Source organism: Streptococcus sp. 121 (assembly GCF_016458205.1).
Taxonomy (GTDB): domain Bacteria; phylum Bacillota; class Bacilli; order Lactobacillales; family Streptococcaceae; genus Streptococcus.
Genome location: NZ_JAEMED010000006.1, coordinates 1 through 21,724, shown reverse-complemented (window position 1 = coordinate 21,724; position 21,724 = coordinate 1). Strand labels below are relative to the sequence as shown.

The 21,724-nt window shown below is 42.5% G+C and carries 20 protein-coding genes; 2 read left to right on the top strand and 18 right to left on the bottom strand.

The features are described from left to right. The first annotated feature begins 94 nt into the window (after positions 1 to 94). Positions 95 to 676, top strand: a complete 582-nt coding sequence (locus JEQ21_RS01975) for a xanthine phosphoribosyltransferase (RefSeq protein WP_196092001.1) — start codon at positions 95 to 97, stop codon at positions 674 to 676. Between the two features lie 215 nt (positions 677 to 891). Here JEQ21_RS01975 and JEQ21_RS01970 read toward each other — a convergent pair whose 3' ends face one another. The 11 genes from JEQ21_RS01970 to JEQ21_RS01920 form a co-directional block, all read right to left on the bottom strand. Next, positions 892 to 1,782: an SPFH domain-containing protein gene (locus JEQ21_RS01970; protein ID WP_199363752.1), complete on the bottom strand. Its 891-nt coding sequence runs from the start codon at positions 1,780 to 1,782 to the stop codon at positions 892 to 894. A gap of 237 nt (positions 1,783 to 2,019) precedes the next feature. Next, on the bottom strand, positions 2,020 to 2,616 hold the full coding sequence (locus tag JEQ21_RS01965) for a GNAT family N-acetyltransferase (RefSeq protein ID WP_199363751.1): 597 nt from the start codon (positions 2,614 to 2,616) through the stop codon (positions 2,020 to 2,022). 1 nt (position 2,617) lies between these two features. Beyond that, the gene (locus tag JEQ21_RS01960) at positions 2,618 to 2,998 is read right to left on the bottom strand and encodes a PH domain-containing protein (protein WP_199363750.1); all 381 of its coding nucleotides are present in this window, start codon (positions 2,996 to 2,998) and stop codon (positions 2,618 to 2,620) included. Positions 2,999 to 3,037: 39 nt separating this feature from the next. Continuing rightward, positions 3,038 to 3,733 carry a TMEM164 family acyltransferase gene (locus tag JEQ21_RS01955; protein WP_199363749.1) on the bottom strand — a complete coding sequence of 232 codons (696 nt, stop codon included), beginning with the start codon at positions 3,731 to 3,733 and terminating at the stop codon, positions 3,038 to 3,040. Between the two features lie 3 nt (positions 3,734 to 3,736). Then, positions 3,737 to 5,092: a UDP-N-acetylmuramoyl-tripeptide--D-alanyl-D-alanine ligase gene (locus JEQ21_RS01950; RefSeq protein ID WP_199363748.1), complete on the bottom strand. Its 1,356-nt coding sequence runs from the start codon at positions 5,090 to 5,092 to the stop codon at positions 3,737 to 3,739. A 134-nt stretch (positions 5,093 to 5,226) separates the two neighbouring features. Continuing rightward, entirely contained in the window at positions 5,227 to 6,270 is a 1,044-nt protein-coding gene (locus JEQ21_RS01945; protein WP_199363747.1) for a D-alanine--D-alanine ligase, read from the bottom strand. A 9-nt stretch (positions 6,271 to 6,279) separates the two neighbouring features. Continuing rightward, positions 6,280 to 6,876, bottom strand: a complete 597-nt coding sequence (recR, locus tag JEQ21_RS01940) for a recombination mediator RecR (RefSeq protein WP_196092127.1) — start codon at positions 6,874 to 6,876, stop codon at positions 6,280 to 6,282. Between the two features lie 9 nt (positions 6,877 to 6,885). Then, positions 6,886 to 8,913 carry a penicillin-binding transpeptidase domain-containing protein gene (locus JEQ21_RS01935; protein ID WP_199363746.1) on the bottom strand — a complete coding sequence of 676 codons (2,028 nt, stop codon included), beginning with the start codon at positions 8,911 to 8,913 and terminating at the stop codon, positions 6,886 to 6,888. A 135-nt stretch (positions 8,914 to 9,048) separates the two neighbouring features. Next, a complete protein-coding gene (locus JEQ21_RS01930) occupies positions 9,049 to 9,744 on the bottom strand; it encodes a phosphoglycerate mutase (protein ID WP_179924589.1) in 696 nt (231 codons plus the stop codon). A 104-nt stretch (positions 9,745 to 9,848) separates the two neighbouring features. Continuing rightward, positions 9,849 to 10,112 carry a hypothetical protein gene (locus JEQ21_RS01925; protein WP_199363745.1) on the bottom strand — a complete coding sequence of 88 codons (264 nt, stop codon included), beginning with the start codon at positions 10,110 to 10,112 and terminating at the stop codon, positions 9,849 to 9,851. 7 nt (positions 10,113 to 10,119) lie between these two features. Further along, on the bottom strand, positions 10,120 to 10,554 hold the full coding sequence (locus JEQ21_RS01920) for a Fur family transcriptional regulator (RefSeq protein ID WP_196092124.1): 435 nt from the start codon (positions 10,552 to 10,554) through the stop codon (positions 10,120 to 10,122). Between the two features lie 139 nt (positions 10,555 to 10,693). On the opposite strand from JEQ21_RS01920, the gene pepT reads away from it, so the two are divergent. Beyond that, positions 10,694 to 11,920 (top strand): peptidase T, encoded by a 1,227-nt coding sequence (pepT, locus tag JEQ21_RS01915; protein ID WP_199363744.1) that lies wholly within the window; start codon positions 10,694 to 10,696, stop codon positions 11,918 to 11,920. Between the two features lie 22 nt (positions 11,921 to 11,942). Here the strand turns inward: pepT and JEQ21_RS01910 are convergent, their stop codons facing one another. The 7 genes from JEQ21_RS01910 to JEQ21_RS01880 form a co-directional block, all read right to left on the bottom strand. Then, positions 11,943 to 13,136 (bottom strand): chloride channel protein, encoded by a 1,194-nt coding sequence (locus JEQ21_RS01910; RefSeq protein WP_199363743.1) that lies wholly within the window; start codon positions 13,134 to 13,136, stop codon positions 11,943 to 11,945. Between the two features lie 50 nt (positions 13,137 to 13,186). Next, complete coding sequence (locus JEQ21_RS01905; RefSeq protein WP_199363742.1) at positions 13,187 to 13,699, bottom strand: HdeD family acid-resistance protein; 513 nt, start codon at positions 13,697 to 13,699, stop codon at positions 13,187 to 13,189. Between the two features lie 72 nt (positions 13,700 to 13,771). Beyond that, positions 13,772 to 14,074 carry a hypothetical protein gene (locus JEQ21_RS01900; protein ID WP_199363741.1) on the bottom strand — a complete coding sequence of 101 codons (303 nt, stop codon included), beginning with the start codon at positions 14,072 to 14,074 and terminating at the stop codon, positions 13,772 to 13,774. Between the two features lie 260 nt (positions 14,075 to 14,334). After that, entirely contained in the window at positions 14,335 to 14,520 is a 186-nt protein-coding gene (locus JEQ21_RS01895; protein WP_233340707.1) for a TetR/AcrR family transcriptional regulator, read from the bottom strand. 433 nt (positions 14,521 to 14,953) lie between these two features. Further along, positions 14,954 to 16,246: an HdeD family acid-resistance protein gene (locus JEQ21_RS01890; RefSeq protein ID WP_199363740.1), complete on the bottom strand. Its 1,293-nt coding sequence runs from the start codon at positions 16,244 to 16,246 to the stop codon at positions 14,954 to 14,956. Positions 16,247 to 16,350: 104 nt separating this feature from the next. Further along, on the bottom strand, positions 16,351 to 19,713 hold the full coding sequence (locus JEQ21_RS01885; protein WP_199363739.1) for an SspB-related isopeptide-forming adhesin: 3,363 nt from the start codon (positions 19,711 to 19,713) through the stop codon (positions 16,351 to 16,353). Between the two features lie 152 nt (positions 19,714 to 19,865). Continuing rightward, positions 19,866 to 21,724: mucin-binding protein (locus tag JEQ21_RS01880; RefSeq protein ID WP_199363738.1), on the bottom strand; the 1,859-nt coding region annotated here is incomplete at its 5' end.

Below are 21,724 nucleotides of genomic sequence, written 5' to 3'. Positions count from 1 at the left end.
TTACCTACAAAACCTTCATTTCTCTCTCCATTTCTTTCTTCTTTTCTTCTCAAAAACGTGCTATAATAGATTTCATCAATAGTTGGAGGAAATGATGAAATTATTAGAAGAACGTATTCTTAAAGATGGGAATGTACTTGGCGAAAATATTCTCAAGGTCGATTCCTTTCTGACCCACCAAGTTGACTATAAGTTGATGAAGGAGATGGGGAAGGTCCTGGCTGACGGATACCGTGATAAGGGAATCACTAAAGTTGTGACCATTGAAGCTTCGGGCATTGCACCAGCTGCTTATGTGGCTGAGAGCCTTGATGTGCCTATGATTTTCGCTAAAAAACATAAAAATATTACTATGACTGAGGGCATCCTAACGGCTGAAGTTTATTCCTTTACCAAACAGGTTACTTCAACTGTCTCCATTGCCAGCAAGTTCTTGAACCAAGATGATCGCGTGCTGATTGTAGATGATTTCCTAGCCAATGGCCAAGCCGCCAAAGGCTTGATTGAAATCATTCAACAGGCAGGAGCTACGGTAGAAGGCGTTGGAATTGTCATTGAAAAATCCTTCCAAGATGGACGGCAACTCATTCAAGATATGGGAATCCCTGTAAGCTCCCTCGCTCGTATTGAAAAATTTGAAAACGGTCAGGTTGTTTTCACTGACGCCGACCTATAAAAAATGCACCAAATTGGTGCATTTTTGTTTATAGTCATTGGATTTCAAAATATGTCTTTGTCAAGCCTTTTTGATGAACTGACTGATTGCGTGCCTTGCACGCTTAATGGATAATATTCAACAGGTCTCCCAGACCTGTTGAACGATCATCATCAGCTGTCCTCTTCATTTATTTGAAATTCCGCGAGTATTCTGATTTTGAAATTAGCTAAGCATTATTTGGCTTTAATAGCTGAGAGAAGTTGAGTGCGGATATCCTCCACCCCATCTGGTTGGCCCGGTAGGAAGATACTACTGTTACCATACATACCAAAATTATTTAGGGTATCCAAGTATTGGTTGGTCAAGAGAATAGACATAATCTGCTCCTCGCTAAGACTGATTTCAGCTTCCTTCAACTCTCGAATTGATTCTGCTAGTCCGTCCACAATGGCTTTCCGTTGCTGGGCAATCCCAACCCCGTGTAAACGATCTTTTTCAGCTTCAGCTTCCGCTGCGGTTACAATTTTAATCTTATCAGCTTCAGCCAATTCCTGGGCGGCAACCCGTTTGCGTTGCGCAGCATTGATGTCGTTCATAGATTGCTTCACTTCAGCATCTGGTTCAACCTTGGTAATCAAAGTCTTCACAATCACGTAACCATAGGTAGACATTTCTTCTGCAACTTGATTTTGAACTTCCAAAGCGATTTCATCTTTTTTCTCAAACAATTCATCCAAGGTTAACTTAGGAACTGAAGAACGAAGCGCATCCTCAATATAGGACTTGATTTGACTCACTGGTTTAATCAGTTTGTAATAAGCATCCGTAACATTGGACTCGTTTACACGATATTGGGTCGCAATATTCAAAGTAACAAAGACATTGTCCTTGGTTTTTGTTTCTACGACAATCTCACTTTGAAGCAAGCGCAGCTCAATCCGAGCAACCAGGCGGTCAATCCCCAGTGGGAGTCGCACATGAATACCGCTAGATGCGGTTTTTTGATAGCGGCCAAAACGCTCAATAATAGCTACTGATTGCTGGCGTACAACATAAAGAGAGCTTATGACTAAGAGACATACCACTAAGAGCAAAAGTCCGAAAAAAATAATCCCAAACAGCATCGTTACTTCTCCTTTTCATTAGGCAGCCATACCACCACAGTCAAGTTTATTTCAGTGATAGTTCGCGAGCATTCATACTCTATCAATTCGAAATACTTTCCGTATTGAAGCATGAAAAATTTATCTGTCTGTTTTCAATTATAACACGTTCTTAAAGTCAAACCAAAGAAAAAGCGGCTCAGCTATCCTACCAATAAATGATGAAGAAGAGTTGCAGCCCAACTCTTTTTCCCAACTCTATAGTGATTTTACCAAGTATGGATCCATATCAGACGTTTTTTCGAAACCTTGATTTTGAAAAAATACTTGATGGTATGTAATTCGAGACATGACAGTAATTTGCCTTATCTTTCCTTGTTTTACCAAGAAATCCTCGATGGTCTGATAAAACCGAGGACCCCAGCCCTGACCAATATATTTTGGCTTTAGGGCTAAGTAGAGAAGCATACCTTTGTCAGTCTTATCTAGTCGAAAATGCCCGAGTAACCGACCATTCAAAATGACCGCAAAATCTCTCCCCTCTCTCGCCTCAGCATCTAGTAACTCGGACTGAATTGGATCCAATAACTCAGTAAAACCTGGAGGGTATTGCCAGTCACTAACAATCTCCAAGGCCAGATCTTGCGGAAGTGACATCACAAAAGTATAGTCCATCATCCGGAAATTTTTCACCAAATTTTTAATGCGGCGCGCTTGAATCTCGGGCTTATCTGTTTGGTAAACATAATCGAGATACCCTTGTTGGTAGCTTGGAATCATCTCCCTTAAAATTAACTGGACATCTTCTGGAAAACGTTCTAGAAAGGCACTAAAAGCAGTATTTTCGAGCATCATTCTAAAGGAGCACAGCTGCAGCTAGTGCTTTTTGAATTTGAACCACGCTGTCGTCACTCTTGAATTGGAGAATTTCTGCTGGTTCCACAGCAGATGAAATCCAAATTTTCAATTCCGCATCCAAATCAAAATGCCCACTGGTTTCTACCGTAAATCGAGAAATGGAACCATAAGGAATCGATTTATAAGAAACCTTTTTCCCTGTCATTCCCTGTTTGTCTACAAGAATCAAGCGGTACTCTGTAAAGACAATTAAATCCCGAACTAAAGCAAATGCCATTTCAACATTCTCTTCTGAAAGAAGGATATTGTCCAAATCCTCCTTTACTTTTTGTGAATCCTTTTGACTTGCATTGCCCATCAAACCTGAGAAAATACCCATTTGTCACTCTCCTTTATGTTTTTTCCATTATAACACAGTTCAAACCAGTCCTTCTTCAGCTAACCTTTTTCTTGTTTTAAAAGAAAAGAAGCATTCTTGAATTCCTCTAATACCGAGCGCTAAAAGAAGGCTCAGAAACATCGTATTGAACCATAAAGATCTAGTATGCAAAATAGGCAAGTCCAGAAGAAAACCGTAGTTCCCTCCTGTCCAGACCACTGCAATAGCCATCACCACCGTCAAACTAAAAGAATAGATTTGAATCTCTCGCTTGGAAAGCGAGGTCACATTGTTTTGACGATAAAGGTAAGCTGCTGAGAGATAAAACAGGAGTTGGTGCAGCAATACAAAACTGATGTTCGTAATGTGAAAAAACGGATAATTATACAAAACAGGATAGGCAAAAGCAACTATGGGACCGATAATTCCTAAGTAAGCCCAGAACTGCTTAAATTTGGAGCCAGTTCTTGAAAACAACAAGAAGAGCATGGCTAGACGGCAATGATAAAAGGGCAGACTTGTTTGCCAAGAAAAATCCAAAAATATGAAAAATCCATATAAGGCAAGCAGTAAAATCAAGAAGATTCCTTTGACCATCAGTTCTCCTCTAGATTTACTCGCCAGGACAAACAAAAAAGCTAGACTCAATAATAAAGCTAAATGAACAAGCCAATTAATATGAGGTGGATGCTCCAGCGGAATCGTCGAAAATAACTGAGCAAACATGTCCTTCATGGCTTAATCTCCTTCTAAAGCCTCAACGATCTTAGCTAAATTCATGGAGTTACTTCCCTTTAATAAAATTTGATCGGAAGGCTGTACATCTTCACAAACGGCTTGCGACAAAGCCTCAAAGTCCTTTGTCGGATAATAAAGCACACTACCTAGTGGGAAAATTTCCGCTGCTAATTTAGCTAAGTTCTCAATCTCTTCGCCATAGAAATAAACTTTGTCTAGTTCCTCAGGACTCAGGCTGGTAATCATGGATACATGAAGTTGATTGGATTCCTGTCCCAATTCCTTCATATCTGCCAACACCGCAATCTTACGTCCCCCTTCTTCTCTTGATAAACTCGCAAAGGTTTCTAAAATCAAACGCATGGCTGTCGGGTTGGCATTGTAAACATCAGATAGAATGGCTGCTCCATTTTGAGCCGTCCGCCACTCAGTCCGATTTTTGGTCAATTTCAAGCTTTTAAATGCCTCAACGATAGCTTCTTCAGATACACCTTCAGCTTTTGCCAAATAAGCAGCTACCAATGCATTCGTAGCATTGTATTTTCCAGGTAGGGGAACTTGCAGAGTATTTCCTAGGAAGTTAGTGCGGAAACGAAGCCAGGTACGATTTTCTTCTAAATCAGATAGGTAAATATCTCCACCTTGACCGAAACGTTTCACTTGAAGATGGCTTGGGATAAACGCATCTAACATCGAATCTACTGGAGCCAGCAGAAGGGCTCCCTCAGGCATACCATCTGCAATCTGCAGTTTCCCCTGAGCAATCTCCTGCCGATTCTTGAAAAACTCTAGGTGAGCTTCCGCTACAATGGTCACAGCAGCAGCCTTGGGTTTGGCAATCCTAGACAACAAGGAAATATCTCCTAGGTGGTCTTGGCCCATCTCTAAGACAAGTTTCTCGGTACCTTCAGGCATATGGAGGATGGTATATGGCAAGCCAATTTCATTGTTATAATTGCCTTGCGTCTTATAGGTTGGATAAGTAGTTGCCAACAAATGAGCCAACATATCCTTGGTGGTTGTTTTGCCATTTGAGCCTGTTATTGCAAGCACATCCACTTGACTCTTTTCCAAAACGTAGGCCGCAAGATCTTGAAAAGCTGTTAAGACATCTTCTACCCAAAAATAGACCTGGTCTGTCTCTAATTCACGATCGGATAAGCTGGCACGCGCCCCTCTTTCAAAAGCCAAATCTATGAAATCGTGACCATCACGTGCTCCTTTTAGGGGGACGAAAAGGTCCCCTTCTTCAATCAGACGACTATCAAATTCAACCTTATTAAGCGACCAATCCTCGTCAAACTTTAGAGGATTCTTGGCTTTAACAACCCTTGCCACTTCACTAATTGTAAACATATTTTTCTCCTCTACCTTCTTTATTCGTAATGCTAAGAAAAAAGGCAGCCAGACAACCGTCTCGACCACCTCACCTTGTGTGATGTTTCAATGATTGGGCGCAAGCCCTTCCACTGGAGATCACCTACTATATTTTAGAAGAAATGCGCTTGCCGCTTTTCATAAACTTCCTTGGCTAAATCCACCAAGGTTGAAATTAAATCTGGATAAGAAAGTCCCATATTTTTCCAAAGTAAGGGATACATAGACCACTGGGTAAAGCCGGGCATGGTATTGAGTTCATTGAGGAAAACATCCCCTTCTTTAGTATAGAAGAAATCACACCGGGATAAACCAGTTCCTCCTAGAGCGTGAAAGGCTTTACGAGCAGCTTCTCTCATCTCATTAGCCACTGAATCTGGGATCTGAGCCGGGATGGCCATCTCAATCTTGTTGTCAATGTACTTAGCCTTGTAATCATAGAAAGCGACATCCTTTACCACTTCACCTGGAAGTGTTGTTTGAATGTCTTGATTCCCCAAGATAGCGACCTCAATTTCGCGTGCATCCACACCTTGTTCTATCAGAATTCGACTGTCATAACGAAGAGCTTCCAAAATAGCCTCTTGCAAACCAGCACGATTCTCCGCCTTAGAGATACCAACACTCGAACCCATATTGGATGGCTTGACAAAGATTGGATAACTTAGCTTAGCTTCTGCCTCATCCAGAGCTGCTGCAAGATTTTCCCCTTCGAAATAAGTTGTATAGGGAACCTGAGAGATCCCCGCACTTTCTAAAATCCGCTTGGTTGAGATTTTATCCATGGCCATGCTGGATGCCAGAACGCCTGTCCCTACATAAGGCATGCCTAGGATTTCAAAAAAGCCTTGAATAGTCCCATCTTCTCCCATGGGGCCATGGAGTAAAGGAAAAATGACAGCTCCCTCTTCATAGATTGCACCTGGGTTAAGGGATTCTAAATCTGCAATCCCATCATTGGTCATTAAACGAACCGTGACATCAGGCGTTTGGTCAAATTCTTGTGTCTTGTAAAAGGCTCCTTCACGACTAATAAAATAGGTCTTAACAGTGAAACGGTTATAGTCTACTGCCCGCATCACACTTTCAGCTGTGAGAACGGAAACTTCTCTCTCAGCACTACGACCTCCGTACAAAAGGATTAAGGTTTCTTTCATCATGTTCTCCTATAACTCTGTCCGGTTCTCAATCGCCCTCAGCAAGGTTACTTCATCCGCATACTCAATATCACTGCCGACAGCTAATCCACGCGCCAATCTGGTCACCTTGATACCAGCAGGTTTGAGGATCCGCGAAATATACATAGAAGTGGCTTCACCATCTGCTGTCGCATCCGTTGCCACAATGACTTCCGTCACCTTGCCATCCATCAAACGATTGATGAGGGATTTGAGATTTATATCATCGGGACTAATGCCATTCATCGGTGAAATCAAGCCACCCAAGACATGATAGCGTCCTTGATATTCTTGGATATTTTCCATAGCCGTTACATCTCGGCTATCTTCTACCACTAAAATTTGTGTTTCATCACGCGTCTCATCTCTGCAAATAAAACAGGGATCATCATCTGTCAGATTACCACAGATTGAGCAATAAGTCAATTCACGCTTAGCAGCTAAGAGGTTTTTGGCAAACTCCGCCACCTCTTCATCTTCCATACTAATGGTATGAAAAGCTAATCGTGTCGCTGTTTTTTTCCCAATTCCAGGGAGTTTCGAATAACTATCTATTAATTTTGCAATCGGTGTGGGATAGAGCATAGCTCCTCCTTAATTTTTAGAATAATAAAGATTAACAATGTCTTTGGTGATACTATGGCTTACGGTTGACAATAAATCGGTATTGTGTGGGAACACAACGGCCACGGCAATTTCTGGATTACTAGTTGGCGCATAGGCCACTACGTTGGTATTGACGGCGCGGACCATGCCATCACTCACAAACGTTTCTGCTGTACCGGTCTTTGCCGCAATCGCCACTGAAGCTCCCTCTCCCACGGTACGTCCAGTGGTAAAGGATGACGTTCCGTATACCACTTGGTTCATCCCTTCCTGTAGAAGCGACATGTCTTCCTGAGATATATCCACCTGGTTCAGAACTCGACCGGTTTTCTTCTCTATTTCTTGACCCAGCCCACCATTTTCATCGTTGTCATGAATTCCAGCGACAATATGGGGTTGGATGCGGCTTCCTCCATTCGCTAATGTGGCTGCGAACTGCGCCAGTTGCATCGGTGTGTAGTTGTCAAACTGACCAAAGGCATTATTCATATAATCACCTACCGTAAATTCTGTCGGTAAAAAACCAACTGATTCATTAGGGAGGTCGATTTCAGTCTTAACCCCCATTCCATATTGGCCGAAGGCCGTCCTCATTTTTTCCATAGCAGCTTTAACACTGGCACTGTCATCAATCAGAGCTGCCCCGATTGGACTACCCAGAATTCGTAGGGCTACTTGAACCATGTAGGTGTTGGAAGAATATTCTAAGGCTTGAACCGCTGAAATTTCCCGAACACTTCCTTCTGTAAACCAGGAATTAATCCCAAGAACAGTCTGATCTGCCAAAATCTCATTGCCAGACAAGGCTCCCGTTTGCCAACCCGCAGTTAGGGTTGCCGGCTTGACAACAGAACCTGGGACAAAGACATTGGTGATCGTTCCGAGCGAATCTGAAGACAATTCGTGTTTTTCGATATCCTGTTTGACACCGGCCATCGCCAAGACAGAACCGTCCTCAGGCCTTAATACGACTGCATAAGCACCTTCAGTCTCCAGAGCATTTCCCTTGTTGATTTCAGACTGGAGAGCATTCTTGAGAATGTCCTCAACTCCTTGTTGGAAATCCAAATCCACGGTTAGTTTAAGATTTTTTCCTTTTTCACCTTCAGTGGTTGTCACCACTTTTTCCAAGTTCCCATCCTTATCCAAATAAACCTCTTTTTCAGAACGCTTGCCTTGGAGAGCTTCTTCATATTCTTTCTCCAAATAAGAGGTTCCAACCCGGTCGTTCAAGGAATACCCCTTCTTCAAGTACTCCTCCACCTCTTCAGCAGGGATCCCTGTCTGCTCATTGGAAACACTTCCGACAATACTGGAGAGCGGAGTTTCTAAAACTTTACGTTCCCAACTTGTGGAGATGGATATTCCAGGAATTTCCTGGCTGGATGATGCAATTAGAGCCACTTGTTCGGGACTGAGGTCTTCTGTCCGAAGATTGCCGGTCCCGAAGTTTGGAATAGCATTTAATTGATTAAAGAGGAGGGCAACTTTTTTATCCTCTGGACTTAGCTCCTCCTGTTTAAGCTGAACTGTCTCAACTGCGTTATTGTAGATAGTTTTTTCAGGCAAGGCATTCCCATCACGATCGATTTTTTGATCTTTTGGAAGTTGGTCTACAACTTCCTTATAAACAGATGGATCCGCCAAATAATAATCCGCTAACTGTCGCTGGCTAAGGTCTTCGTCCTTGACATCCACCAGTTGAAGAATTTCCTTGGCTCTTTCTTTGAGAGACTCAGCTGTGTCTTGATTACTACGAGTATAGGAGACCACTTGTTTGCTTTCATTCTCAACCAAGGGCTTGCCTTGAGCATCATAAATTTGCCCACGAACAGAACTCCCCTTGATAATTTTTTGACTGGCTGTCGCCATTTTTGCCAAATAAAAAGCCTGGTTAAAGACCTGCATATATGCCAACCGAACTGCTAGGATCAAAAACAAGCTAAATACCAATCCCAAAATGAAATACAGACGTGCGGGGATGGTTTGCTGCTCGATGTGATTTTTCTTTCTCATTCCATGTCATACACTTTCTAGAAAACTCTCTTCATTTTACCACAGAAATTCACTAGATGACTCCCTCTAAACACGACTTCGATTCACTTTTTAGAGTTAAAAAAACTGGGATCTAATGTCCCAGCTTTCTATCTATTAGTCTTGACCTAGGTAGTATTCTTTTACGACATTCAATTTGTCATCCAATTCGAATACAAGTGGTGGGAAGTTCGGAATTTCAACATCCATGATTTCATCATCAGACAATTGTTTGATGTGTTTTACAAGAGCACGGATTGAGTTGCCGTGTGCTCCAACAAAGACGTTTTTACCATCTTTAAGAGCTGGAGCAATTTTATCTTCCCAAAATGGAAGCGCGCGTTCCAAAGTCACCTTCAAGTTTTCAGCATCTGGGATAACAGTGTCATCCAAGTGTGCGTAACGACGATCTGAGTGAGCTGAGTGCTCATCGTCACGATCCATATTTGGAGGCAATACGTCATAAGAACGACGCCAAATGTGAACTTGCTCATCACCAAATTGCTCAGCAGCTTCCGCCTTGTTTTTACCTGTCAAACCACCGTAGTGACGCTCGTTCAAACGCCATGATTTTTCAACTGGTACCCATAATTGGTCAGCAGCTTCCAAAGCAAGGTTGGTTGTTTTGATCGCACGTTTCAAAACAGAAGTGTAAGCTTGATCAAATTCGATTCCAGCTTCTTTGATCAATTTACCAGCATCGATGGCTTGTTGTGTCCCTTTATCTGACAAGTCCACATCAGCCCAACCTGTAAAGAGGTTCGCTTTGTTCCATTCTGATTCACCATGACGAGCAAAAACTAATTTCACCATCTTCAATTCTCCTTAGGTATTATAAGTACTGCCTAGCAGTCCACTCTATTCTACAATATTTCAACCTCAAAAACAAGAGGGCACGTGAATTCTATCACGACCCCTCAAGGATTCGATTCTTTATTAAAGTGGACAACATTGACCGAACTGCTGTAGTAGGATTTCCCATTTTTGAAGGTCACACGAATATTATCGTTATTACTATCATGGGCCCACTGTTCCACTTCACCCTCTATCAAATCTCCATTCGGCATCCGAATTTGAGCTGTATCAAATGTGTACTCCGAATCAAAGATATCCTTATTGCCGCAAGCACTTAGGCCAACCAATATTAAAAGAGCTAGGCCTGTACGAGTAAACGTTTTCATGGCTAGTTCACCCCTTTAATTTCTGACAATCCGGACAAAGACCATAGACCAATAATTCCTGCTTTCTAAGTTCATAACCCGTTTGTTCACGGACTGTTACAGAAATATCCGGCGGACCATCACCCTCAAAATCAGCAATTTTGCCACAATTTTCACAAACAATGTTGATGTGTTCATGCCCCATAAAATCATAGTACCGAGTCTGGTCATTTTTTATTTTAATCTCCGTTACCAACCCTTCCTTAAGAAAGAGGTTGAGGTTATTGTAGACCGTGGCCAGACTAATCTGAGGATAAACTTCCATCAAATCCTGGTATATCTTTTCAGCACTCGGATGCTCATGACTATTCATCAAGTATTCCAGCATCAAGCGACGTGCCTCGGTCACACGTATGCCATGCTCCCGTAGTTCCTCTAAAATTCCCTCCAACTTGTGTGCCATAGTAACCCTCTTTTTTCGAAATTCATAGCTCCATTATATCCTAAATCTTTCTTTTTTCCCATTGAAAAAGAAAATGTCTTGCAGTTCTCCCAGGACCGTTCTATAATAAAAAGGACTATTAGAAAGGTTGGAATTGATTATGAGTAAATACCCACAACTACTCCCCCACTTCCTAGACTATGTGCGCATCAATACTCGGTCAGATGAGCAAGCTGATCGCACACCATCCACCCAAAGTCAAGTAGACTTTGCTCTGAATGTCCTCAAACCAACCATGGAATACATTGGACTAGTGGATGTACACTACTTAGACAATGGTTTTGTCGTTGGCACCTTACCCGCAAACAGCGACAAATTTCCTTATAAAATTGGCTTCATTTCCCACATGGATACAGCTGATTTTAATGCAGAGAATGTTACCCCTCAAGTCATTGAAAACTACCCAGGCGGCAGTATCCCCCTTAGCGATAGTGGCTATGAGCTCAGTCCAGACCAGTTTCCACAACTGCAAAACTACTTAGGACAAACCCTCATCACTACAGATGGTCGCACGTTACTTGGAGCCGATGACAAGGCTGGAATCGCGGAAATTCTTTCTGCAGTGGAATATCTCGTTGCTCATCCCGAAATCGAACATGCTGAACTTCGCATCGGTTTTGGACCTGATGAAGAAATCGGAACTGGAGCGGACAAGTTTGACGCAGCTGATTTCAATGTAGACTTTGCCTACACCGTAGATGGTGGCCCTCTTGGCGAACTTCAATACGAGACCTTCAGTGCTGCCGCAGCCCACGTAACCTTCAAAGGTCGTAATGTCCATCCAGGTACAGCCAAAGCCCAGATGATTAATGCTCTCCAATTGGCCATGGACTTTCACGGAGTTGTCCCAGATGGGGAACGTCCTGAGTATACCGAAGGTTATGAAGGCTTCTACCATCTGCAAAAACTCTCTGGTACTGAAGAAGAAGCTCACGCTGACTACATTCTTCGGGACTTTGAAAGCCAAAGTTTAACCAACCGTAAGGAAACCCTTCAGCGAATCGCTGGTCGTATGAACCGAAGCTGGGGGGAGGAACGTGTCATCGTTGACATCAAAGACCAGTACTCCAATATGAGGGAAGTCATCGAAAAAGATATGCGTCCCGTTCAATTAGCTGAAAAAGTCATGAAATCGCTAGACATTGCCCCCATCATTGAACCCATTCGTGGGGGAACTGACGGCTCCAAAATTTCCTTCATGGGTATCCCTACCCCCAATCTTTTTGCAGGTGGTGAAAACATGCATGGGCGCTACGAATTTGTCAGCCTACAAACCATGGAAAAAGCCTGTGATGTCATCGTTGGTATTGCTAGCCAAGAACTATAATGTGAAAAATCAGCGCTCCTTATTAGGAATGCTGATTTTTCTTATGGAATCGGGCCATTAGTTCATAGACTACAAATACCAAAAGGGATACAGGCCACAAGTTAACCGGGAAAAACAGAGATACAAATATCAAGGCTAAAATTCGATTTTCCATCAGTTGCATCGCCATTGCTATTCCAACAACCAGGACCACAAAAGGGGTATCTAATCCTTGTGTCTCAAGTAATTTTGCCATCGCAAAACCTTGCAAGAGAGAGGCGAAGGTTAGAGGGAAAATATCTCCTCCTGTCCAACCGGCCCAAAGATTGATGTCCAACAACAGTAATTTTCCGATTGCTAAGAGACTGAGAACAATCGCAGAAGCTTCTAGTCCCATGTCAAAAAGTGTATGCATGGAATGTTGCCCCGAAAATAATAAATCAGGTGCCACTTGCGACGTAACAAAAATCGACAGCCCCCCCATTGCAATCTTTCTCGGGAGAGAAAGTTTGTCTCCCAGTTTCAACCTTCCGACTCCCTTTTTCACTTGTTGATAGATCAGGGCAAACAGAAAACCTGAAGCTAGGAGAGGCAAGAAATAAAGCAGTTCCTCTAATCCCCAAGCTGATTTTCCAATGGTTGTGACAAAAGAAGGCTGGTCTGACAAGCGCATCAAAAGCCAGAAAACAAAGAGCCCATTAAAGGCATAGAGACTGACGAGGAGTTTCTTCTTCTGTCCTTCTAAAACAGCTTGATCTACTTGATAGGACTGTAAGTAACGTCGTGGATGGAAAAGAACTGCAAACCGCTTACCAGCACTCAGCTCCTCCCAATGAACATAGAGATAGCGCATTTTATCAGCCTGCCAGATAGAATAGGCAATGACCGCCCCTAGCAAAGGAGCTTCCGGACCCACACCTGCTCCTAGACATAGGATGAGCAAAGCAACTAAGAGGCTTTTCCAAGCCTGACCATACTTTAAGGTCCCCTTTTCTTGCAAGACGTGCAAGACTTGGTGACTGGTGAAGGGCAGAGAACCCCAGTTACGTTTGAGCGCATATAAAGCAATACTTCCAACCAGAATTAAGACTGCTTGATAGAGGGTGGAATGCGAGAAGTCCGAATGCCATAACCAATGACTGCTGGTTTTTTCAGCCATGATGAACAGATAGGAAATCCCTGCGATAATGGAACTTAAAAAGATTCCGTAGAGGAGGACTACAAATTTTTTAACCATCCGAAAACCTTTCTTGAAAAAAGGCTGGACTCATGCCCAGCCTCTAGTCCTTATTTTGCTTTGAAATAAAGAACAATGGATGCAATTCCTTGATAGATAAAGGTAAATCCAATCATGTAGGAAACCATCAAAGCAGTAAATAAAGGTGTCATCATCATAAGAGCTCCTGCAAGAATGCCAAGGATCCCTGTCCACATCAAGGTAGAACCTGTAGAACGGTCAATTTTCTTAACATCAAAGCTCATCATGAGACGAGTGATTCCAGAGAAAAGAACCCAGAAAGCAATCAGGGTTGACATGAAGAGTGTACGAGCACCGAATCCGTCAGTCAAGAGCATAAGGGCTAGTAGCGCTGTGATAATCCCATTAAAGAGGGTCCAGCCACTTCTGTATTCATTGGTAAAGTATTGAACCACATTCACAATTCCATCAACTAAGAAAAAGATGGCAACCGCTGTTCCAATACCAGCTAAGGTCATACCAGGGTTAGCAACAACCCAAAATCCTGCCAAAAGACTAAGAATCCCTACTACTAACAACAACCATGCGTAACGTTTAAACATCGTCTACTCCTTTAAAATATTAAAATCAGAACCGATTAAAGATTGATACATCTTTAAAAATCGTCCTGTAGGTTAGTCTATCTTTGATGGCTTTTGATCGACTATCCCAAAAACCATATGTCCTAGTATTTCCTGCAAGTAATCTTCATAGGCTTGGCTATTCACAAGTTCTGAGTCTAATTCTTGGAGTGTTAAATAGTAGGCACGAAAAAGCTTTTGAATGACATCCAAATAAGCTAAGGCTTGCTCTTCTGTCACACCCTCTTTTAGCTCATACTCTGTAATTAAACGCCTTGCTACAGCCTGATTAAAGCGATCAAATTCATCCCGAAATCTACAAATATCCTCTTCTACTTGACCTCCCCTATAAAGCAAAGCTTCCAAGAAAACCTGGGAATGGTGAGGATAGGACTGGTAGAACCGTAAACGAATTTGAAGGTAGTCCGCTAAACTTGGAACAGACTCTAAATCCGCTTTTAAAAACTGGAATAATTTCGTAAAACTTTCCTCGACACAGGCTACATATAACTGATCCTTGTTCGGAAATAGATGATATACTCTTTTAGTTTATCTTTTATTACTGTGTTAGCTCGTCTTGCCGTACTTTAGTACTGCCTGCGACTCGCTGCCTTGTACTAAAAGCAAACTAAAAGACTATAAAGACTTCCTTTCGAAAAGCCATACTTCTTACACAGTTGATTGATGCGGAATCCTTGGTAACCAGAACCCGAAATTTCTTGAATGGCGCCCTCGAGAATCCGCTCCTTCATCAACTGTGTTTTTTCTGCTTTCTTCAATTCAGCCTCTTTATCTTGAACCATTATAGACCATCTGGTCTATAATGGCAAGGGCAACCGATGAAAATATTTGTGAAAGTTTCAGAGAACGAGGTTGAATAATTCTATTTGTAAAAATCGTTCATTACAAGTCTTTTTTTCAAGTTGTAAGCTGAAATGGTTTCTCCCCAAACCGACGTCACTCCTTTATTGTTAAGCTCGGGTTCAAACAGTCTCTTCCCAGACTTTCTTCGCTTTCTTTAGTTAATGCTCAAGTATAAAGTCATGTTGAATGCCTTTAGAGCTTATAGATGAAATGAACTCCGTTCATGTCAATAAAAGCGAGCAATTGTTATTTGCTTCGCAAACTCTATCTGATACCTCAAACAACCTTTTAGCTGTTTGACCGAATCAACCCCTGCGTCAAAGTGATTTCACTAACCAAAATAAGAAGGTTGAGACTTTAATCCCAACCTTCTTATGCATAAACATTCTTAGCAATTACCATACTGTGTGGTTTCTCAAATTCTGTATCCAGGTATTCCTGATAGGTTCCTGGTGCAATAAAACCTTTAGGACTAAGGATATCTGTTCCCGCTTGTCCAACAATCGTATCCGCAAGAAGTGCACAGTTGGTGCTTAATACAAAATAGGTTTTAAACTTGGATTCAGTAAACTTATAGAGGTCACCATTCGTTTCATGGCGAATTTTGTAAGCATAAGTATGATCTTCAGAACCATCTTCTTTCTTCACCAAGTTCGCCTCAGGTTCCCATGGTACCAAGATTTTATCCAAATCAGCTAAGTATGCTTGAACCGCCTTTTCTTGCTCCGCTGTTAAATCAATTTCATAACCAAATAAGGTTTTCTGACTTTCTCGCTTACACAAGTCAATATAGGCCTCCCGGTCACACTTGTAGAGTACCCCATCACCGACCATTCCAAACAAGCGTTCAGAAGATGGGTCATAGGAACCATACGAAATGACACGCCCTTGGTAACACAAGTCCACATGACCCACAGCCGCAAAGAAATTGGTCTGAGCTGTATGGATAAAAACTTCAATTTGACCAGATTTCTCCTCTTTGGACACGTTATATGCTTCTGCTGCAGTTTCCTCAGTATTCTCTTGTAAAAATTCATTAAGCCTATTGAGCGTCGCAGCTGGAACCAGAGCGGTAATGAAAATGGGAAGAGTTACCCGTACGCGACGTTTTAAATTGTTCTGCTTCATTTCTTTTTCAAAGAAAAGCCCATCCCGCAAACGAGTTATCCCCAATGTCACCAAATACCAACCTAAAAGCAATAATTGAAATTCATTGGCATCATGGTAAGGGGACAGACTCCATACCCCAAACCCAGTCATTATGATACCATCCGTCAAATAACGGAAACGTTTTGGAATTCCATTTTGCCGATAAAGCCACCAGGTGACCAGGTTGACTACACCTGTAAAAATTTGATAAAAGGCAATTGCATACACCAAGAGGTAAACAGCCATATCCTCCAAAATGGCTATCTCTCCAAAAATCACGGAAGCGACCAGTTTTCCCAAAGTAATCCAAAGATTCTCCTGAATCTCCTTACGTCCGAACCACCGACTTATTAGCGTCCAGAGAGCTGATAGAAAAATATACAGGAAGAAGAGCTGATAGCCCACCTTCGGTACAAGCTGCCCCCAGATAATCAAAAAAAGTCCTAGTAGGATCACCACAATCCCTTCTATTAGGGCTTTGCGGCCTCCTCGACCTAAATCACCCAAACGATTCATACTTCCTCCACTCAATTGAAAATATGCTCCATTATAACATGATTCCTAAGCTGAAGAAAGCGCGAAAAACCAGGGAACTCAAAAGCTCCCTGGTCTTAAACTCCCTACGATTTATTTTTTTTCAGTGCAACGATTAAGGCAGCAAGCCCCATCATCATATTTCCGATAAAGGACAGATGATCTCCTTCTGTTCCAGTGTTGGGAAGTGTCTTTTCTGGTTTCTGAGAACCATTCTCAGGGAACTCAGTATTCACTGAATCTGGTGCAGATGTGTGGGTTTGAACAAGCTGGGAATCCACAGGATTGCCATTCACTACCAGTGTGTATTGATTTCTGACTGTACCACTCGCAATCCGTTTTACAGTTAGGTAGACATCTGCCGCAAATGGACTCTGGTCAGATAGAGTTTCTAAGAAATCTTTTTTAAAGGCTAAACTGTAATGCCCATCTCTACCTTCATAAACTTGATCCACAAACTCCGTTAAATCAGTACCTGAAGGGATCATTCGCCCATCCTGCAAGGTCAAGGTGACTGCTGACACTACCTGTCCTCTAACGAACGTATCATGATCCTGGTCTAAATTATCCAAGAAGCGGTATTCCTCAAGTTTGTAACCACGGTTTGCGGGTACTTCCCACCCTTTTAAGCGGTAACTGAATAGTTGACCCATGGCAACTTCTTGCCCGTTCAGATCTTGTTCACTTTCTTGATCCAAAACTTCTTTCTGCACCTTCAAAGTTGGCACTTCATTTCCGACGTGATTGGAGGCATAGCCGTTTCCGAATTCAACTTGGAAAGCTTGGTTGGTAAAAGCCCCACCTTTAAACTTTTTATCTAAAGAAAAAGAAAGATCATAGGTCACTGATAAACCAGCTTGGACATAGCGCTCAAAAAAGGCTTGGGGATCTTTGGCCGACCACAGCAAATAACCGCCATGCGGACGAACTCCAGACTGCTCAAGGGCCTTCTGAAGCTTGCTATCAATCGAGTGGGGAGTTAAAACGTGGTAATAGTTCAGCAACTGCGAGAGATCCTCCCCATTGCTCGATTTAATGGCAGTGACCTTCAAGCTAGTTGGATCCAAACGATCGTCAGGATAATCCTCCACAAAATAGAAACCCTTGGAAATATCAGCTGGACTTACTTGAATCCCCTTGTACTGGTCAAAATCCTGTGTCAAACGATAATGTATCTCGGAGTTGGGTAACAGTGACCGCCCGTTTAGGTTTTGACCTGTTGCTGGATCGAAGACCTCTTTTTGAGGATGAATAAAGTTGTCTTCAGGTGTCGGATTGTCCCCATTCGGACCTGTACGAGGATGCTCTGGATCTTGACCAGGTGTATAGATAACAGGTGTGTTTGAAACTGTTACAAAGGATCCAGAAGGAGTCTGAATTTTCGTTTTAAAGGTGTTCCGATAGGATCCGCCGTCATTTTGAGGGCGACCAATCACATAGGCTAGAGGCAAGGAAATCGATTGATGACGATTCCTATTAAGTAAGGCTAGTGTTTCTGCTTTTGCTTCAAAGATTAAATGACCAGCTGATTTTTCTGTCACAGTCCAATGAACTTGGTTCATTTCCTTGGTTTTATCCCAGTCAACCAAAAATCCCGACGGCAGCGGATCTTCCAGCTGGTAAGAAAACACTTGCTCCCGACCTGCTTTCAAGGGCTGATTCTGAAGTTCCCAGATTTGCAGTGACCCCTTGGGCACCAACTTACCATCCACATCCGTTTTTGCCTGGTTCACAACAGTCTTGTGATTGCTTGGTTTTTGAATCACGAAGACTGGATGAACACTCTCCTTTTTCGCTGGTAAATCTGGAACAGGATGTAACGGTTTTGAACTTGGGATTTTGGGAGTGAAGGCTTTAAAGTTTGGAACTAACAGAGTCGGCTTGTTAGGTTTTTCTGGTTTGGGTGGTAGTTTGGGGATGACTTGAATCTGAACTTGTCCTGCTGCTCCAAAATCTGCCCGTGCCACAGATGATCCAGCCCCTCCGGGACTATTGCGGATCATAGACTGATACTCAGATGTGTACTGGGCTAGGAGGACTGCTCCGTCAGGTGATGAAGCGCGTGCATTTAGGGCATTGACATCTCGATTGAGTCCATAGGTGTTTCCTAAATTTTCATCCGACACGATTTTCGAACCTTCTACTTTCAGGCCTCCACCAATACTTAAAATTTGACTAGTTTTTGGATCCACTTCCAGAAATTGCCCCAGATCCAGGTCATAAATCGTAGTGGCCCATAAATAAGGGTTCGTGTTCTCAGGACTATCCAATCTCACACGCAAGCGAATGCCATCTGATTTTTGATTAACAGTTCCTAGAGTAAAGCCATTTAAGGTATTGATAGCACCATCCTGATTCCAGAAGACAAAATAAGTCCCATCCGTTTTAGTTCGATCACTCTCCTTGTAGAGTCCGCTACTATCAATTTCAACTTGAATATAGGCATCATGAATTTTTCCATCGGCTGTTTTGATGGCTTCAGGTATTTTGTACCAATTTCCAATTCGCCCTGTCCAAATTTGAGTTGTCGTTCCATTTTGGTTGTAATTGTAGGCTGCATCCCAGTAGCTTTTGTCTCCATAAACTCCCTTGGTCAATTCTGGCCCTTCTGGTTCTACATTCTTCCAAACAAAACTAGTCACAATTTGCGATTCCGGAATTTCCCCTTCTACCAAGACCTGTGGATTTTTCAAATCACCTTTTGCAATAAGTTTCATACCTTTCAAGGGAGCACTAAACTTGAGGTGTTGTGTAGAATTGCTTTTAGTATATCCGTTACTGCCATAGGAAATGTCATCCGGTCGCACTAGCATTCTTTTAGCCTGTTCGACTTCTTGTTGACGAATTTGTATTATCTTCAAAATCTCTTGTCGATCATTTCTTAATCGCTCATAGTTCTCCAAGTCTTGTTTGTATCGATTCTGCAGTCTGGTATTTTCTAGGTCAACACGATCTTGTTCCCTTTGATTTTCAATTTTGATCTGTGCTTCATTTTCTTGATTTTCCAATGATACACGCTCTATCTCTGCTTGATTCTCTTGGAGAATCTGCTGATTCTGTGCTTGAATGGATGTGATTTCCCTTTGTCGGGCTTGCTGACTAGCTGTTTTATTCAGTAAGCTCTGAGCTTGCTGTTGCAAGTCTTCTTGCGCTTTTGCCAAAGAATCATAAAACTGAGGAGCCTTCTGCTCAATTACGACACCTGCTGCTTGTGCTTGAACTTGTGCTTGCTCCAACTCCTCAGATACTATTGGTTGCATTAATTGTCCAACATCTTGGCCAGATTCCTGAATAAATTCACTGTGAGCCGAAGAAGCCTGAGGCTGTAACTCCTTCAAATTTGTTGCTGCGGTCTCATCCGCAGCTACCCTTTCCATACCCAAGCATAAACTAGCAAGTACTGCACCACAAAAAACATAAGTCTTAGATAATTTAAAATTCGAATTCATTCATAACCTCCTTCAAATTAAGAACGTAAGGGCAACACAATATCCTCCTTTCAGCTATTATTCTATTTATTCGATATTCGACAACAAAAAAAGCCCCCCGAAGGGGGCTAAAATCAGAAAAGTATTTCTAGGGCTTTGTTAAGCCTAAGAGCTTAATCTTTCTTCCGTTTTGCAAATCCAACTACTGGAACTGCTCCAAGCAATCCGAGTCCAAGCAAGGCCATTGCAAGATTATCGGAGTCACCAGTTTCAGGAAGTGTTTGTCCAACATAAGATTCTTTCATCTGTGGTTTTTCAGCCACGGATGGTTTAACTTTTTCTGGTTTTGGTTGAGGTTTTGGTTCTGGTTTAGGTTCCGGCTTTGGCTCAGGTTTTGGTTCTGGCTTCGGTTCCGGTTTTGGCTCAGGTTTTGGTTCTGGCTTTGGTTCCGGTTTCTCTACTGGAGTGTAGATCACAACAACTTTAGAGTCTTCGGAATCCACTGTCACAACCATTTCCGAAACCTCTGATTTATCAACGGTATAACCATCAATCTCAGGCGAAACAACTAATGGGAAGGCATTATTCTCACTAGTCCAATCACCATAAGAAACCTCACCAGTTACGCGATCAACAGTTGCTGTTCGTTTAAAGGTTGCCGTTTGAACAACAGTTTCAGCAGCGGTTTCTCCATCTGCAGTCAGGTATTTATACTCAATGGTACGAGTGATTGTCTTAGTCAACTCAACTGGTTCACCGGTATTTGGATTCACTGGATTTTCTGGATCGATGTCCTCAATCTTGTGTTTCAAGACAACAGTATAGGATTGATCAGTCGCATCATCACGGTCATAGATAGCTCCATTAACTGGGAAGTTATCTGATACCAAGACATAGCCTGCTTTTTCATAGGCTGCGATACGGTCTGCAGTCGTGTATTTGATAGACTCATCTGACTTACCTGTCACGGAATCTACTGCATCCAAGGTTTCACCTGTGGTCTCATCCACATAAGTAATGGTTGCTTTCTGATCGTTTGGTGTGTAGACAACTACAACATCCACATCTTCATCATCTGCACTTGGTTTCCACTCAGCTACACTTGCTTGGTCTGGGGTGTAACCTGCGATAGTTGGAGAAACTACTGCTGGTACAGTTCCTTCTTCTGTAGTCCAGTCTGTGTAAGTGACTTCTCCTGTTACACGATCCACTGTCGCAGTACGGGTGAACTCAACTGTTTGAGTGACTGTAGCGGATGCTTCTTCACCAGTTGATGTGAGGTACTTGTACTCAATGGTACGAGTCACAGTCTTAGTCAACTCAACTGGTTCACCGGTATTTGGATTCACTGGATTTTCTGGATCGATGTCCTCAATCTTGTGTTTCAAGACAACAGTATAGGATTGATCAGTCGCATCATCACGGTCATAGATAGCTCCATTAACTGGGAAGTTATCTGATACCAAGACATAGCCTGCTTTTTCATAGGCTGCGATACGGTCTGCAGTCGTGTATTTGATAGACTCATCAGATTTACCTGTCACGGTATCCACTGCATCCAAGGTCTTACCTGTTGTCTCATCCACATAAGTGATGGTTGCTTTCTGATCGTTTGGTGTGTAGATAACAACGACATTTGCATCTTCATCATCTGCACTTGGTTTCCACTCAGCTACAATTGCTTGATCTGGTGTGTAACCTGCGATAGCTGGAGAAACTACTGCTGGTACAGTTCCTTCTTCTGTAGTCCAGTCTGTGTAAGTGACTTCTCCTGTTACACGATCCACTGTCGCAGTACGAGTGAACTCAACCGTTTGAGTGACTGTAGCGGATGCTTCTTCACCAGTTGATGTGAGGTACTTGTACTCAATGGTACGAGTCACAGTCTTAGTCAACTCAACTGGTTCACCGGTATTTGGATTCACTGGATTTTCTGGATCGATGTCCTCAATCTTGTGTTTCAAAACAACAGTATAGGCTTGATCGGTCGCATCATCGCGGTCATAAACTGCTCCGTTAACTGGGAAGTTAT

Bases quoted from the DNA above. Each gene is read 5' to 3' on its own strand.
- JEQ21_RS01890 (WP_199363740.1), bottom strand. From the start codon at position 16,246: ATGAATCGTTTGGGTGATTTAGGTCGAGGAGGCCGCAAAGCCCTAATA.
- JEQ21_RS01955 (WP_199363749.1), bottom strand. From the start codon at position 3,733: ATGAAGGACATGTTTGCTCAGTTATTTTCGACGATTCCGCTGGAGCAT.
- JEQ21_RS01935 (WP_199363746.1), bottom strand. From the start codon at position 8,913: ATGAGAAAGAAAAATCACATCGAGCAGCAAACCATCCCCGCACGTCTG.
- JEQ21_RS01885 (WP_199363739.1), bottom strand. From the start codon at position 19,713: ATGAATTCGAATTTTAAATTATCTAAGACTTATGTTTTTTGTGGTGCA.
- JEQ21_RS01970 (WP_199363752.1), bottom strand. From the start codon at position 1,782: ATGCTGTTTGGGATTATTTTTTTCGGACTTTTGCTCTTAGTGGTATGT.
- recR (WP_196092127.1), bottom strand. From the start codon at position 6,876: ATGCTCTATCCCACACCGATTGCAAAATTAATAGATAGTTATTCGAAA.
- JEQ21_RS01895 (WP_233340707.1), bottom strand. From the start codon at position 14,520: ATGGTTCAAGATAAAGAGGCTGAATTGAAGAAAGCAGAAAAAACACAG.
- JEQ21_RS01945 (WP_199363747.1), bottom strand. From the start codon at position 6,270: ATGAAAGAAACCTTAATCCTTTTGTACGGAGGTCGTAGTGCTGAGAGA.
- JEQ21_RS01920 (WP_196092124.1), bottom strand. From the start codon at position 10,554: ATGGCACACAAGTTGGAGGGAATTTTAGAGGAACTACGGGAGCATGGC.
- pepT (WP_199363744.1), top strand. From the start codon at position 10,694: ATGAGTAAATACCCACAACTACTCCCCCACTTCCTAGACTATGTGCGC.
- JEQ21_RS01930 (WP_179924589.1), bottom strand. From the start codon at position 9,744: ATGGTGAAATTAGTTTTTGCTCGTCATGGTGAATCAGAATGGAACAAA.
- JEQ21_RS01905 (WP_199363742.1), bottom strand. From the start codon at position 13,699: ATGTTTAAACGTTACGCATGGTTGTTGTTAGTAGTAGGGATTCTTAGT.
- JEQ21_RS01950 (WP_199363748.1), bottom strand. From the start codon at position 5,092: ATGTTTACAATTAGTGAAGTGGCAAGGGTTGTTAAAGCCAAGAATCCT.
- JEQ21_RS01965 (WP_199363751.1), bottom strand. From the start codon at position 2,616: ATGATGCTCGAAAATACTGCTTTTAGTGCCTTTCTAGAACGTTTTCCA.
- JEQ21_RS01925 (WP_199363745.1), bottom strand. From the start codon at position 10,112: ATGAAAACGTTTACTCGTACAGGCCTAGCTCTTTTAATATTGGTTGGC.
- JEQ21_RS01910 (WP_199363743.1), bottom strand. From the start codon at position 13,136: ATGGTTAAAAAATTTGTAGTCCTCCTCTACGGAATCTTTTTAAGTTCC.
- JEQ21_RS01975 (WP_196092001.1), top strand. From the start codon at position 95: ATGAAATTATTAGAAGAACGTATTCTTAAAGATGGGAATGTACTTGGC.
- JEQ21_RS01960 (WP_199363750.1), bottom strand. From the start codon at position 2,998: ATGGGTATTTTCTCAGGTTTGATGGGCAATGCAAGTCAAAAGGATTCA.